Here is a 13,074-nt window from a genome sequence, read left to right as displayed (position 1 = left end):
TCGCTCCCAGTTGCGTTCCGGCGCCCGTCCGCGCCCTCGCGCCGGACGGGTATCGACCCCCGTCCGCTCGACAGCCCGCGCCTACTGTCGGTAACGGAGCGCTATAGCCGGCCGTCTCGCCGCCGAATTCGGACGAGCGAGCAACGCGCGTCTTCGGTCCAGGTTGGGAGTGGGGTTATACATATTGCCCCCCGGATCGGGGCCGCGTTATTCACGTAGCGGTCAGACCGATACCGGTTGTCGACGGAGGAAGAGACATAATGGACGGCATGGCAGTTCACGACGCCGGCGATCAGATCAGCCTCGAAGTCATCGAGACGATAGCGAACGTTACGGATGCGGACCCGTTGACGATGGAGCCGCCGTTGTACGACGTGGTCGACACGGACGCGCTCGATTCGCTCTACCAGAACGGCGCCGAGGCGTCCGTCGAGTTCGAGTACAACGGGTACACGATCGCCATCGACGGCGACAGGACGGTCACGGTCGACGGGGAGGGCGCCTGACGATGGCGACGCACACCACCGAGACCACCGACGAGGCGATCCGCGAGACCTACGAGGAGTACGACGTCGGCGACACCCGCCTGGCCATGATCGCCGACCCCGAGAACGAACACGCCTGGATCCAGTCCGACCAGACCGAGCCAATCGAGCAATGAGGGACACGGGGAGGGCGTACAGTGAGCGGCCACTCGACCGCGGCCGGCGAGCCACGCACTCGCGCGCGCCACGCGGTGGAGATGGGTCCCTCTCCCGGTCCACGCCGCTCGACCGACCGGGATCGCAACACAGTGGAAGTGGATGATGATGACCGATCACGTCGACACTACCGTCTCGACGCAGTCGACCGTCGAAGAGACGATCGACGTCCTCTGTGTCGACGACGACCGCGACTACCTCGAACTGATAGAGGAGCACCTCTCCAGAAACGAGGACTTCGCAGTCCGCACCGAGACCACCCCGTCCGCCGCGCTCGACGCACTGGACGAGGTCGACTGCGTGGTGAGCGACTACGACATGCCGGGGATGGACGGCCTCGACCTGCACGCGAAGGTGCGCGAGCGCTCGGCCACGCTCCCGTTCGTACTCTTCACCGGGTCGGCCCGAGCGGAGATCGCCGAGCAGTTCCCCGACGACATCTGGACCGAGTTCCTCCGGAAGGACGACCCGAAGGCCACGATGCCCATCCTCGCCGGCCGGGTGCGCCGCCTCGTCGACCACCACCGCACGCTTCGCCAGGCCAATCGGAGCCTCACTGCCATCGAAGCCACCGGCGACGGCATCGCTGTCGTCGCTCCCGACGGGACGTTCACCTTCGTCAACCGCGTCTTCGCCAGCCGCTTCGGCGCCGACCCCGAGGACCTGGCGGGCCAACCCTGGCAGACGTGCTTCCCCGACAACGAGGTCGAACGCCTCGAATCGACCGCCATCGAGACCGTCCGCGACGACTGGCAGTGGACCGGCGGCTGTCGCTACCTGACAGACGGCGGCAGCGAGTTCACTGCGCAGACCCGCGTCGCCGGCCTCGACGACGGCAGCCTCGTCTTCTGCCTCACCGACTCCGACGAGTAGGCGACGGGTCTCGACCGATTTCTCTCTCCACACGAGCGCCCTCCCCGTTCGTATCTGGGTCTTCGCTCGCTCGAACGTGATTCGTGCGAGCGAAGCGAGCAAACATCACACTACGCCGCTCGCGGGTCACTTCGTTCCCCGTTCGCGTTTCGGAGATTCTCACTCGCTTCGCTCACGGGTCACTCCGTTCCCCGTTCGCATCGAGGCGCTCGTTTACACTCGCGCCTCGCATCGGTCGACCTCCCTACCGCTCGCGGGTCGTTTCACTCCCCGCTCGCGTATCGGTGGTTCTCGGTCGCTTCGCTCCCTCGAACCACCCTACGTCCCGTGCTGCCACGACCCCATATACTCTTCCTGGGTCTCGGTCAACTCGTCGAACTCGACGCCTTCGGCCGCCAGCTTGATCTCCGCGACTTCCTCGTCGAGCACGTCCGGCACGTCGTGGACGCCGGCCTCGTACTCGTCGCCGGACTCCACCAGTTCCCGCACGCAGACCGCCTGCACGCCGAAGCTCTGGTCCATCACCTCGACCGGGTGGCCCAGCGCGATGGGCGTCGCGAGGTTCACCAGCCGACCCTCGGCGAGGACGTTCAGTCGGCGACCGTCCTCCATCTCGTAGGCCTGCACGCCGTCACGGGCCTCGTAGGAGTCCACGGCCAGGTCCGAGAGCGCGTCGAGGTCGATCTCCACGTCGAAGTGACCCGCGTTGGCGAGCAGCACGCCGTCGCCCATCTGCTCGAAGTGGTCCTCAACGATGACGTCGCGGTTGCCCGTCGTCGTGATGAACACGTCACCGACTTCGGCGGCCTCGTCCATCGGCATCACGTCGTAGCCTTCCATGTGCGCTTCGAGCGCGCGGCGGGGCTCGACCTCGGTGACGACGACGTTCGCGTTCTGGCCGCTGGCTTTCATCGCGACGCCCTTGCCGCAGTGGCCGTAGCCGGCGACGACGACGGTCTTGCCGGCCCACGAGAGGTTCGTGGTCATCGCGATGGAGGCGAGCGAGGACTCGCCGGTGCCGTGGACGTTGTCGAACAGGCGCTTCATCGGCGTGTCGTTGACGGCGAACATCGGGTAGGCGAGTTCGCCGTCGGCGTCCATCGCGCGGAGGCGGTGGACCCCGGTCGTCGTCTCCTCGCACCCGCCGACGATGGAGTCGATGAGTTCGGGGTAGTCCTCGTGGATGGCGGCGACGAGGTCCATCCCGTCGTCGACGGTGATGGTCGGTTCGTGCTGGATGACCGCCTCGATGGCGGCGTAGTACTCCTCGTCGTCGACCTCGCGCTCGGCGTAGGAGGTGACGCCCTCCACCGCGTCTAACGCCGTGCTCACGTCGTCGTGGGTCGAGAGGGGGTTACAGCCGGTGATGGCGACCTCCGCGCCGCCCGCGGCGAGCAGTTCGGCGAGGATCGCGGTCTTGGCCTCGACGTGCATCGCCATGCCGACGACCTCGCCCGCGAAGGGCTGGTTCGCCTCGAAGTCCTCGCGCAGCGACTCGCAGATCGGCATGTGCTGGCTCGCCCACTCCATCTTTCGGCGGCCGGACTCGCGGGCCGCCTCCGGGTCGTCGACGCGCTCCGTGATCGGGTCAGTCATAGCCCAACGATAGACCAGCGCCGGGAAAACCCCACCGGATCCGGTGCTCGACACGTCCGCTGGCACAGCCGGTGTGGCCGACTGTGTGGCGCGCGCTGTCGTCTCGGAATCGCTTGCGATTCCGATGGGCCGTCAGAGCTTGCTCTGACGTTGGCGGCCTCCGTGCCGCGACGGAATTGCGCGAGGTCTGCTCACGGGCGCGAAGCGCCCGTTCGCACGGCCCGAGGGACCTTCGGTCCCTCGCTGTCTTCGTGAACGGAGTGAACGAAGGCTCGGAAGACGAGCGGAGCGAGTCTTCCGGTGGATGACCGAGGGAGCGCAGCGACCGAGGGAATCGGCTGGGGAGGCGTGAGGCGCGGTGCTGTGCGATGCGGTCCTGGTGTCCTGGCGAGCGAAGCGAGCCAGGGCTCAGGAGACGAGCAAAGCGAGTCTCCTGGTGGACTGAAAGGGCGAGGGTCGGGGGGGGGGGGGGGGGGGGGGGGCGTGAGGCGCGGTGTTGTGCGGTGTGGTCCTGCTGTCCTGGTGGACTGAAAGGGCGAGGGTCGGTCGGGCGGTCTGCGCGGGCCCTATCCGAGGGAGCGCAAGCGACCGAGGATATCCCGCACAGACCGCCCGAGCGTCCCGAGGGCTTTCGAGGCTGGGTGTTGCCTGCGGTCGCAACTCCAGGCGAGCGGGCCGAGGGGTTTCATCGCTTGCCGGTCCCGGCGAGAGCAGATTTTGCCAGCGAGCGGGCCGAGGGCGTTCACCGCCTGCTGTCGACTGCTGTCCCGACTGCTAGCGAGCGGGCCAGAACGATCACATCGCCGCCACGAACCGCAAGAAGGCACTGGTGTGCTACTGATCGTCAGACGTGCGTCGGGTGCCCGTCTGCCCGGTCTTTTTGCACGCGTGTCACCTCTGTTCGAAAGCATGGCCGCAAACGCCGACGCACCCAATCAGGGGGAAGTCCCATGCACCGACCGCCAGTCGGCGGGCGAGTCGTGCGTAGCACCGGCACCGGCGATCGAGGCGACCGACAGCGCCGTCGATCACACGCCGGAGACGCTGTATCTGGTACGGATCGCGATGCTCGAAGCGAGAGTCGAGACGCTCGAAGCGGACCTCGAATCGAAGGAGCGCGACCTCCAGCACGTCGTCGACCGCTACGAACACGTTCTCCAGGAACGTGACGCCTGCCGCGACGAACCACTCGTGTCCGACGAGTTCGACACAGTCCACCCGGACGCGGACGAAGCCGCCCACCGGAGCGAACGGGTCGACCGAGAGCCGACCGAACGAGACCGCCCGTCCGACCGTTCGACCGGCCCGCTCGACCGACTCCGGGCACTGCTCAGCTAGTCGCTGCCCAGCTAGTCGCGGCCGTCGCACGTGGGGAGGAGAACTCCGTTTTCGATACTACAAAAGAACCCCAGAACTGCCCTTACTGCCCGTTGAGCTGGATCTGCGTGATATCGATGACGCGCTCGTCGCCGAGCAGGCGCTCGACCGTCTCCTCGGGGACGGGGTCGTCGAGGTTGTAGACGGTGAGCGCCTCGCCGCCGATGGTCTCGCGGCCGTTGAACATGCCGGCGATGTTGACGTCGGCCTCGCCGAGGACGGTGCCGATGAAGCCGATGACGCCGGGGACGTCCTCGTTGCGGGCGACGAGCATGTGGCCGTGCGGGACGGCGTCGACGCGGTAGCCGTCGATGCGAACGATGCGGGCGTCGTCGCCGGCGAACTGCGTCCCGGAGACGCTGACCTCCTGGTCGCCGTCGGAGACGGTGACGGTGATGAGGCTCTGGAAATCCTCGGCGGAGCTGGTCTTGGACTCGGTGACGTCGATGCCGCGCTCCTCGGCGATGCGCTCGGCGTTGACGGCGTTGACCTGCGTCTCGACGGCGCGCTCGAAGACGCCCTTGAGGGCCGTCGCGGTCACGATTTCGGTGTCGTGGTCGGCGATGTCACCGGCGTAGGAGACCTCGACGTCGGAGACGTGGCCGCCGAACAGCTGGACAGCGATGGTACCGGCCGTGTCGGCCAGGTCGAGGTACGGCTCGACGGCGGGGAACGCGCTCTCGTCCATCGAGGGGGCGTTCAGCGCGTTGATCACGGGCTCGCCGTTGAACGCGGCGACGATCTGGTCGGCGGTGGAGGTGGCGACGTGCTCCTGGGCGGCCTCCGTCGAGGCGCCGAGGTGGGGCGTGACGACCACGTCGTCCACGTCCAGCAGCGGGTTGTCGGGGTCGACGGGTTCGTCGGCGAAGACGTCGATGGCGGCGCCCTTGAGGATGCCGTCTTCGACGGCCTCGGCGAGGGCGGGCTCGTCGATGATCCCGCCGCGGGCGCAGTTGACGACGTAGCCGTCCTCGAGCTGGGCGATCTCTTCCTCGCCGATCATGTTCTCGGTCTCGTCGGTCAGCGGCGTGTGGATGGTGATGAAATCGGCTCGTTCGAGGCACTCGTCCAGCGAGTCGACAAGTTCCGCGCCGAAGCGTTCGGCGCGCTCCTCGCTGATGTAGGGGTCGTAGGTGACGAGATCCATGCCGAGCGCGTCCAGGCGGCGGGCGACCTCCTGGCCGACGCGGCCGAAGCCGACGACGCCGAGGGTCTTCTCGTTGAGTTCGGTCCCGAGGAAGTCGCCTTTCGCCCACTCGCCGTCGCGCAGGCGGTTGTGCGCCTGCGGGATGGAGCGAGCGGTGGCGAAGGCCATCGCGACGGAGTGTTCGGCGGCGGCGCGAACGTTGCCCTGGGGAGCGTTGGCGACGATGACGCCGTGGTCGGTGGCGGCCTCGATGTCGATGTTGTCGACGCCGATGCCGGCGCGGCCGACGATCTGGAGGTTCGGCGCGGCGGCGAACACCTCGGCGGTGACCTCCGTCCCCGAGCGCACGACCAGCGCGTCGGCGTCCTCCACGGCGGCGAGGAGCGCGTCGCCCTCGACGTCGTAGGCTGTCTCGACCTCGTGGCCCGCCTCGCGGAATCTGTCCAGACCCGCGTCGGCGATCGGGTCCGTGACGAGTACCTTCATGGGCGTGGGATCCCCGCCAGCCGGTATAACGCTTGTTTTCTCCGGACGCCGGCGAGGACACTATCGACACTGTCGACACAGTCTACGCGGAAACTGTCGCTCGGGAAGTGTAAGCATTGGCGACTGTCGTCAGTCACGTCGGTGAGACTCGCGAGCAAACGAACGAGCGAGCGAAACGGCAGTCAGGAGACGACGGAGAGCTTACCGCCACTCCGGAAGGGTGGCGGCGTCGGCGAGCGGCGCTGTGAGATACGCGTCGTCACAGCTGATATCGGCGATTACGAGCGTTTCGGTGGGACCGTCCTCCACCGAGGCCATGACCTCGGCGTTCGCTTCCACCTCGGCTTCAGCGACCATATCCGGCGCCATGTGTGACAACATGTAGCAACCACCTATAAACCTGCCGGAACGATTCTCACAAGTTGAAAAACTGGTGTCAGACGCGCGTCAGCCCCACGGATGACGCACCCGATCGAGCGGTATTGATACTGGACAATTATGATCGTCTTTTCGGCAGCGCTCGTGCGAATCCGGAGGGGTGGGAGCCAGTGACCCGTCGCCCCACGGCGGCGCGACTCAGTCAACCATCGACGAGCCGATCGCCGCGATACGGTCGGCGTCCGCCGAGACGGCGCCGCCGTGATAGCAGAGCACGCGCTCGACGTCCAGCGCGGCCAGCCGGGCGACCGACTGACCCGCTTCGGCCAGGTCGAGCGTGAAACGTTCGCTGGGCCCCTGTAACTCGCCGTCGGCGGCCGTCAGCGCGTCGCCCGCGAGCAACAGTCGCTGCTCGGGGAGGTACAGCGACACGTGTCCAGGCGCGTGACCGGGGGTGTATACGACCCGCATCGGCCCCGCGGCGGTCCGGAACAGTTCCTCGCCCACCAGTTCCACGTCGACCGGGACCGGCGGGTAGCGCTCGCCCTCGGCCTTGATCGGGTCCTCGCGCCCGTCGACGTAGGGTGCACACCCCTCGTGGGCGAAGACGACTGCGCCCGTCTCCTCGTGGACTGTCGCGAGCGCGCCCGCGTGGTCACCGTCCTGGTGGGTGAGCACGACGGCCCACACGTCCGCCCACTCGAACCCCGCCTCGGCGAGTTCGGCCGCGAGCGCGTCGGCTTGCCCGGGAAGACCGACGTCGATCACCAGCAGGCCGCGATCGGTCTCGACGGCCGCCGGGTGGAACGCCCGCTCGCCGTCGTCGGTCTCGATCGTCTCCGTCAGGGCGTAGACCCCCTCGGTGAGTCGTTCCATACGTCGTCCTTGGGACGATTCCACAAAGAATCATGAGGGACGCGTCAGTCCGGCCACGTATGGACGACGCCGCCCTCCGGGAACGACTCGGCCGCATCGAGCGCAGGCAGACCCTCGTCCTCGCCCTGCTCGTTCCGCCGTACCTCCTCGGCGCCGCCGAGCTGTTCGGCTACTGGGTCACCACCGTCGCCGCGACCGTGCTCGCACTCGTCGGCTTCGCGCTCGTCGTGGTCCGCCGCAGGCGGCGCCCGGCGACGACCGAGTAGCGCTCCAGCACCCGCTCGGAGAGCACACTGGCGCCCGCTCAGAGAGTACGCTGGCACCCGCCCAGAGAGTACGCTGGCACCCGCCCAGAGCGTACGCCACTCACTCGCCGCCGGAGAGAACCGACGAATCTTAGGGACCGTCCTCGTAGATCCGGGCATGCGGTACGTCACACTGGTGGTGGCCCCGGAGGAGGGGCAGGGCTTCCACCCGGTCGGCGAGCGCATCGCTCGCGACCCCGACGTAACCGGCGAGGCGATCCACCGGATGGACGACCTCGGGGACGGGACGGTGACACTGCTGACCGAGATCTCGGGCGACGCCGACCGCTATCGCCAGATCCTCGCCGACTCCCCGGAGGTCCACGAGTTCACGGTCGCCGACGGCGACGACGACCGCGCGTGGGGCTACTCCCGCGTCGAGACGAACGACCTCGTCGAGTACATGCTCGAACGCGACCGCGAACTCGAACTCGTCCGCGACATGCCCATCGAGATCACCGAGGACGGCGGCCAGCGGGTCACCCTCGTCGGTACCGAGGAGGCGTTCGCTCGCGCCGCCCAGTTCGACGAACCCGATGAGTACGACGTCGAGATCGAGAAGACCGGCGACTACCACCCCGAGGGCGGTCGCCTCCTCGACGCACTCACCTCGCGCCAGCAGGAAGTTCTCGAGGCCGCGGTCGCCGTCGGCTACTACGAAACCCCGCGACAGGCCACCCACGAGGACGTCGCCGACGTCGTCGACTGCTCGCCCGCCACCGTCGGCGAACACCTCCAGAAGATAGAGCGCGCCGTCTTCGGTGCGCTAGTGGGGTAGGATCGGCCGCCGTTGGAGGGCACGACAACAGTCTTATGCCGTTGGAGGTGGTAACAACAGCCGATGGACGGGGACGACTCGGCCACGCTCCTCATCCGAGAGCGGGAGAACTTCGACGAACGGTACGCGGAAGTCGAGGCGTGGAACGTCCCCGAATCCGATCGCTACCCGGACGGAGTGAAGTACAGCTTCCAATACGGTGAATTCGACGGAGACACGATAGTCAGGTACGACAACTTCCCGGACCATCCCGATGCGCCACATCACCACAGACACGGGGAGGACGGGAACGTCGACGGCGTCGAATTCGACGGCGTCGCTGCCCTGTATCGGCGGTTCAAATCCGAGGTGAACGACCATGGTCACGACTGGAACTGACCCGGGCACCGAGCCAGAACGCGTCCTGCACATCCGCTTCGAGCGGAGCAACAGCGACCGCATCGAAGAGACGCTCCGCGCGATAGACGACGGCGAGGAACCGGAGCCGTACTTCGAAGTCACCTTCCACGACTCCGACCAGTTACATCAGGTGACGCGGCCGAAGAATCTGGAGTTACTTCGAGTCATCGCCCGCGAAGAACCGACCGGGATCCGCGAGACCTCCCGCCTCGTCGGGCGCGACGTTCGACAGGTCCACCGGAACCTGACGGAACTGGAGACCCTCGGCCTGATCGACTTCGAGGCCGACGGACAGTCGAAACGACCCACCGTGTGGTACGACGCGATCGAGGTCGATCTCCCGTTGCTCGACTTCGACGGCGAATCCGACACCGCAGACGCGTAAGGCGCCCTTTTCGGCCGGGGTTTGACGCCGCTCACTCCTCGAAGCCGTCCTCGCGGGTCACTGCGCTCCCCGCTCGGAAGAAGTGGCTCTCATTTCGGTCGAGCCACTCACTCCTCGAATCCGTCTTCGAACCGGAACGTCCCGTCTCGCTGCACGACCTCGCCGTCGACTTCGATGAACGACTCGTCGCTCATGTCGACGATCATGTCGACGTGGACGGCGGAGTCGTTCTGCTCGTTGCCCTCGCCGACGGTGTCCTCGTAGGCGCGGCCGACCGCCATGTGGACGGTGTCGCCCATCTTCTCGTCGAACAGCATGTTGTAGGTGAACCGGTCGATGGCGCGGTTCATCCCAATGCCAAGCTCGCCCAGGCGGTTCGACCCGTCGTCGGTCTCCAGCACGTTCCGCAGCACTTCCTCGTTCTTGCCGGCGGCGTAGTCGACGACCTCGCCGCCCTCGAACGTACACTGCACGTCGGTGACTTCCCGACCCTGGTGGTAGAGCGGCTTGTCGAAGTACACCTCGCCCTCGACGCTGTCGGGGACGGGCGCGGTGAACACCTCGCCACCGGGGAGGTTGCGCTCGCCGTAGTCGTTGAGCGTCGGGTTGCCGGCCACGCTCATCGTCACGTCGGTCGAGTCGCCGGAGACGATGCGCACCTCGTCGGCGTCGTCCAGAATCGAGACCATGTTCTCCTGGAACTCCCGCTGTTCGTCCCAGTCGCGGATGATCGCGTCCCAGACGAAGTTCTCGTAGCCCTCGGTGCTCATCTGGCCGAGCTGGGCGTTGGCGGGCGCGGGGTACTGCGTGAGACACCACCGCTTCGAGAGGCGCTCGTTCAGCAGGGGCTGCTGGGCGGCCGCGTACGCCGTCGACACCTCGGGGTCGACGTCGCTGGTCTGGGTGACGTTGTCGCTGCCCCGGATCACGATGTAGACGTCCATCTCCTCGTAGAGCGCCATCTGGTGTTCCGGGAGGTCGAAGTCGCCGTCGTGGTTGCGCTGGAACGCCCGCTGGAAGCGCTTGCCCATGCGGTCCTGGACGACCAGCGGCAGGGCGTCGCGGTCGGCGATGACCTCGTGGAGCGCGGTCACCAGGTCCTCGGCCTCGGGGTGGGCGTCGATGACGACCTGGTCGCCCGCCTGCAGGTCGACGGAGTGGTCACAGATTATCTCGGCGTGTTCGCGAACGCGCGGGTCCATGCCCAACTCCTCGGACGGAACGGTGAAACCGGTTTCGCGTCGAGGCGAGGCGGATAGGTCCTTGGTCGTCACTCCCCCGTCGCTCGCCACCGCTCGGCGAGGTCGACGACGTACTCCGCGTACTCCGCTTTCGCTCGCTCCCACTCCGCGCCGCCGACCTCGCAGGCCGCTTCGAAGTCGTCGAGACGCTCGGCGCCGTGGCCCGACGCGAGACACATCGCCTGAAAGACGGGCGACCCCGCCGGGTCGCCGCCCTCGTCGCCGTCGATCCGCTCGCGGATCGTCTCCGGCGACATGTCGAGGGAGATCCCCGACCCGGGGATAGACTTCGCCATCTTCGGTGCGCCGTCGAATCCCGGGATCATCCGTGTGTAGATGCCGGCGACGCGGCCCTCGACCGGTGCGGCGTCGCGGAACTGTCGGGCCATGCGGGTCAGGTGGTGCTCGTCGATACCGAACGCGAGGACCAACTGCTCGTACTCGCCGGCGTACAGCGGGTGGAGGAAGTCGACGCCGTGGAGGACGGCGCTGTGAGTGCGGGCCGCCTCCGAGGTCGGTCCCGAGTGTTCGACGGTCCGCTCGCCGCCGACCGCCTCGTAGGCGTCGCTGACGGCCCGCTCCCACGCCGTCGGCGAACGGTCTGCGTCCTCGCCATCCGTCCACGAGTCCGGGTCGTAGTACGGCGCCAGCAACTGGGCCGTGTGCATCACGTCGCGTGCTTCCGACTGGGTACGGAGCCGTCCGCGATCCGGGTCGAACCCCAGATCGCGAACGAACTCGCGGTAGCGCTCCGCGAGCGACTGTACCCGCTCCAGCGGCGCGCCGTCGTGGTACGGTTCGAGGTCGGCGATCACGAACTGGACGTCGAGACCGGCCCGCTGGAGTTCGAGGGCAGTCAGGATCTGGCCGACAGTTCCCAGGTGTGGGGGACCGCTCATCCCGACGCCCGTCGTGACGAGCGTTCGCCGGTCGGCGGCGCGGTCGAACACGCCGGGGTCGTCCACGGCCGCGAAGCGCCGCCGCTGTGCCGACGGGACCGGGCCGACGTCCCCCGTGACCGGTTCGTACCCGTTCCGTTCGCGCACGAGTTCGTAGTGGTCGGTCAGTCGAGTCACGCTCGAAACTCATACGCCAGGAGTAAAATGCTAATTTGTGACTAGGTATCGTATGACAATGATCGGGGGAAAGCGCCGGGACGTCGGCATCTGGGGATCTTCGCGGCCATAACCCGAACCTACCCCCGGATTGAGAGTCTATAACGAAATAGCGAAACCACCCTACCCGGATAGCGTGCTATGACGGACCGACCACTGCGGAACACGAGACGGACGTTCCTCGCGACGAGCGCATTGGGGGCCCTCGCGGGGATCGCAACGTCTGGGAGCGCCGGTGAAACGGCTGCAACGGCGCCCGACCCGGAGTTCACGATCGATTGCTCCGTGGTACGGGTCGACGACTGGGACACCGCGACGGGCGCTCGGGCCGTCTTCGGCGACGGCAGTTTCGTCTCGATCGGACAGGGGACGCCGGACCGCTTCGGCGCGCCCGGCCGCGTCGTCGAGTCGGTCACGTTCACCGACCCGAACGGAAACGATCGGACGTTCTCGAACGATCCGACCGGCTGTGATCCGGGAGCGAAGGCGATCACGTTCACCGACTCGCGCGTGACCGTCCGGGGGACGGAGTTCACGGACGTCGACGCCACGCCGGACAGCCTCATCTCGACCGTCGACCTCCACCTCGTGGACGGCACCACCGAGAACGTCTACCACTACGATGGCCCGCCGACCGACGTCCCCGGCGTCTATCGCGGGACGGGGGACAACGAGGGAAAAGTCATCGAGGCCTTCGAGATCTCCTACGACCTCAACTACACCACTCACTACGTGCGCAACCCCGCGGCCGACAAGTACCTCCTCGGCAAGGAGAGCTGCCAGGACCGCTGTATCGAGATCGTGGGCGCGACCGACGGCGCCGTGGACTACGAGTTCACCGTCGACGGGCCCGTGCGCGCGGTCACACTCTCTGACCGGCGGGGCGCCACCCCCGGCGGCAACGACGCGATCAGCGACAACGGCGACGGGACGTGGACGGCCACCGGGTCGACCGGCAACCCGGGCTACAGCGACGTCTACGCCGTCGACGGGGCAGTCACGTCGTTCACCCAGACCGGCGGGCCCGGCGACTACGTGCTCCGGGAGTCCGAGTGGCGGATCCTGGAGGACACCTCGCCCTCCACCGACCTCCTGGCGGTCGTCGCCACCGAGTCCGGCGAGGTCGACTACGAGTTCACCGTCGACGGGGTCGCCCGGCCGATCACCAACGCCGGCGACAAGCGCTCCGCCGCGGGGAACGACAGCGTCACCGACAACGGCGACGGGACCGTCACCGTGGACGGCTTCACCGGGAACGCCGGCTACGGCGACACCTACGCGGTCACCGGCGACGTGACCGACTTCCAGCGGACCGGCGGCGACGCCGACTTCCGCATCGACTACAACGGGACGGAGGTCTCGCCGACCGACCTCGTCGACCAGTACTGAACGGTCGGTCTGTTCCACCGCCTCCCGG

General features: G+C 67.4%; 15 protein-coding genes. 9 read left to right on the top strand and 6 right to left on the bottom strand.

The window, feature by feature from the left end:
- Positions 1-260: 260 nt before the first annotated feature.
- The 3 genes from ACMGFE_RS11670 (at position 261) to ACMGFE_RS11660 (ending at position 1,574) form a co-directional block, all read left to right on the top strand.
- Positions 261-506 (top strand): HalOD1 output domain-containing protein, encoded by a 246-nt coding sequence (locus ACMGFE_RS11670; protein ID WP_436925373.1) that lies wholly within the window; start codon positions 261-263, stop codon positions 504-506.
- A 2-nt stretch (positions 507-508) separates the two neighbouring features.
- Positions 509-661 (top strand): hypothetical protein, encoded by a 153-nt coding sequence (locus ACMGFE_RS11665; RefSeq protein ID WP_436925372.1) that lies wholly within the window; start codon positions 509-511, stop codon positions 659-661.
- A gap of 148 nt (positions 662-809) precedes the next feature.
- Positions 810-1,574 carry a response regulator gene (locus ACMGFE_RS11660; protein ID WP_436925371.1) on the top strand — a complete coding sequence of 255 codons (765 nt, stop codon included), beginning with the start codon at positions 810-812 and terminating at the stop codon, positions 1,572-1,574.
- Between the two features lie 318 nt (positions 1,575-1,892).
- On the opposite strand, the gene ACMGFE_RS11655 is transcribed toward ACMGFE_RS11660, so the two are convergent.
- The gene (locus tag ACMGFE_RS11655) at positions 1,893-3,170 is read right to left on the bottom strand and encodes an adenosylhomocysteinase (RefSeq protein WP_436925370.1); all 1,278 of its coding nucleotides are present in this window, start codon (positions 3,168-3,170) and stop codon (positions 1,893-1,895) included.
- A gap of 909 nt (positions 3,171-4,079) precedes the next feature.
- Here ACMGFE_RS11655 and ACMGFE_RS11650 point away from each other — a divergent pair.
- Entirely contained in the window at positions 4,080-4,508 is a 429-nt protein-coding gene (locus ACMGFE_RS11650; RefSeq protein ID WP_436925369.1) for a hypothetical protein, read from the top strand.
- Positions 4,509-4,590: 82 nt separating this feature from the next.
- Here the strand turns inward: ACMGFE_RS11650 and serA are convergent, their stop codons facing one another.
- The 3 genes from serA to ACMGFE_RS11635 all read right to left on the bottom strand — a co-directional run bounded on the left by serA (position 4,591) and on the right by ACMGFE_RS11635 (position 7,434).
- Positions 4,591-6,180: a phosphoglycerate dehydrogenase gene (gene serA / locus ACMGFE_RS11645; RefSeq protein WP_436925368.1), complete on the bottom strand. Its 1,590-nt coding sequence runs from the start codon at positions 6,178-6,180 to the stop codon at positions 4,591-4,593.
- 201 nt (positions 6,181-6,381) lie between these two features.
- Positions 6,382-6,549 (bottom strand): DUF7556 family protein, encoded by a 168-nt coding sequence (locus ACMGFE_RS11640; protein WP_274321938.1) that lies wholly within the window; start codon positions 6,547-6,549, stop codon positions 6,382-6,384.
- Between the two features lie 207 nt (positions 6,550-6,756).
- Positions 6,757-7,434 carry an MBL fold metallo-hydrolase gene (locus ACMGFE_RS11635; RefSeq protein WP_436925367.1) on the bottom strand — a complete coding sequence of 226 codons (678 nt, stop codon included), beginning with the start codon at positions 7,432-7,434 and terminating at the stop codon, positions 6,757-6,759.
- Between the two features lie 59 nt (positions 7,435-7,493).
- Here ACMGFE_RS11635 and ACMGFE_RS11630 point away from each other — a divergent pair, with 59 nt between their 5' ends.
- The 4 genes from ACMGFE_RS11630 (at position 7,494) to ACMGFE_RS11615 (ending at position 9,301) form a co-directional block, all read left to right on the top strand.
- Positions 7,494-7,700: a hypothetical protein gene (locus tag ACMGFE_RS11630; protein WP_436925366.1), complete on the top strand. Its 207-nt coding sequence runs from the start codon at positions 7,494-7,496 to the stop codon at positions 7,698-7,700.
- Positions 7,701-7,857: 157 nt separating this feature from the next.
- Positions 7,858-8,517: a helix-turn-helix domain-containing protein gene (locus ACMGFE_RS11625; RefSeq protein ID WP_436925365.1), complete on the top strand. Its 660-nt coding sequence runs from the start codon at positions 7,858-7,860 to the stop codon at positions 8,515-8,517.
- A 63-nt stretch (positions 8,518-8,580) separates the two neighbouring features.
- On the top strand, positions 8,581-8,895 hold the full coding sequence (locus tag ACMGFE_RS11620) for a toxin-antitoxin system TumE family protein (protein ID WP_436925364.1): 315 nt from the start codon (positions 8,581-8,583) through the stop codon (positions 8,893-8,895).
- Positions 8,876-9,301, top strand: coding sequence for an HVO_A0114 family putative DNA-binding protein (locus tag ACMGFE_RS11615; protein ID WP_436925363.1), 426 nt, complete (start codon positions 8,876-8,878; stop codon positions 9,299-9,301). The genes ACMGFE_RS11620 and ACMGFE_RS11615 overlap by 20 nt, the downstream gene beginning before the upstream one ends.
- Before the next feature lie 107 nt (positions 9,302-9,408).
- On the opposite strand, the gene ACMGFE_RS11610 is transcribed toward ACMGFE_RS11615, so the two are convergent.
- Positions 9,409-10,503 (bottom strand): aminopeptidase, encoded by a 1,095-nt coding sequence (locus ACMGFE_RS11610; protein WP_436925362.1) that lies wholly within the window; start codon positions 10,501-10,503, stop codon positions 9,409-9,411.
- A gap of 68 nt (positions 10,504-10,571) precedes the next feature.
- Entirely contained in the window at positions 10,572-11,618 is a 1,047-nt protein-coding gene (locus ACMGFE_RS11605; protein ID WP_436925361.1) for a nucleotidyl transferase family protein, read from the bottom strand.
- 180 nt (positions 11,619-11,798) lie between these two features.
- Here ACMGFE_RS11605 and ACMGFE_RS11600 point away from each other — a divergent pair, with 180 nt between their 5' ends.
- On the top strand, positions 11,799-13,046 hold the full coding sequence (locus ACMGFE_RS11600) for a hypothetical protein (protein ID WP_436925360.1): 1,248 nt from the start codon (positions 11,799-11,801) through the stop codon (positions 13,044-13,046).
- Positions 13,047-13,074: the final 28 nt, after the last annotated feature.

Source organism: Halosimplex amylolyticum (assembly GCF_051414035.1).
Taxonomy (GTDB): Archaea; Halobacteriota; Halobacteria; order Halobacteriales; family Haloarculaceae; genus Halosimplex; species Halosimplex amylolyticum.
Note: the sequence above shows the minus strand (reverse complement) of the source record. Positions and strands in the feature narration are given on the sequence as shown.

Coding starts and splice junctions, on each gene's coding strand:
- ACMGFE_RS11670 (WP_436925373.1), top strand. CDS start 261: ATGGACGGCATGGCAGTTCACGACGCCGGCGATCAGATCAGCCTCGAA.
- ACMGFE_RS11665 (WP_436925372.1), top strand. CDS start 509: ATGGCGACGCACACCACCGAGACCACCGACGAGGCGATCCGCGAGACC.
- ACMGFE_RS11660 (WP_436925371.1), top strand. CDS start 810: ATGACCGATCACGTCGACACTACCGTCTCGACGCAGTCGACCGTCGAA.
- ACMGFE_RS11655 (WP_436925370.1), bottom strand. CDS start 3,170: ATGACTGACCCGATCACGGAGCGCGTCGACGACCCGGAGGCGGCCCGC.
- ACMGFE_RS11650 (WP_436925369.1), top strand. CDS start 4,080: ATGGCCGCAAACGCCGACGCACCCAATCAGGGGGAAGTCCCATGCACC.
- serA (WP_436925368.1), bottom strand. CDS start 6,180: ATGAAGGTACTCGTCACGGACCCGATCGCCGACGCGGGTCTGGACAGA.
- ACMGFE_RS11640 (WP_274321938.1), bottom strand. CDS start 6,549: ATGGCGCCGGATATGGTCGCTGAAGCCGAGGTGGAAGCGAACGCCGAG.
- ACMGFE_RS11635 (WP_436925367.1), bottom strand. CDS start 7,434: ATGGAACGACTCACCGAGGGGGTCTACGCCCTGACGGAGACGATCGAG.
- ACMGFE_RS11630 (WP_436925366.1), top strand. CDS start 7,494: ATGGACGACGCCGCCCTCCGGGAACGACTCGGCCGCATCGAGCGCAGG.
- ACMGFE_RS11625 (WP_436925365.1), top strand. CDS start 7,858: ATGCGGTACGTCACACTGGTGGTGGCCCCGGAGGAGGGGCAGGGCTTC.
- ACMGFE_RS11620 (WP_436925364.1), top strand. CDS start 8,581: ATGGACGGGGACGACTCGGCCACGCTCCTCATCCGAGAGCGGGAGAAC.
- ACMGFE_RS11615 (WP_436925363.1), top strand. CDS start 8,876: ATGGTCACGACTGGAACTGACCCGGGCACCGAGCCAGAACGCGTCCTG.
- ACMGFE_RS11610 (WP_436925362.1), bottom strand. CDS start 10,503: ATGGACCCGCGCGTTCGCGAACACGCCGAGATAATCTGTGACCACTCC.
- ACMGFE_RS11600 (WP_436925360.1), top strand. CDS start 11,799: ATGACGGACCGACCACTGCGGAACACGAGACGGACGTTCCTCGCGACG.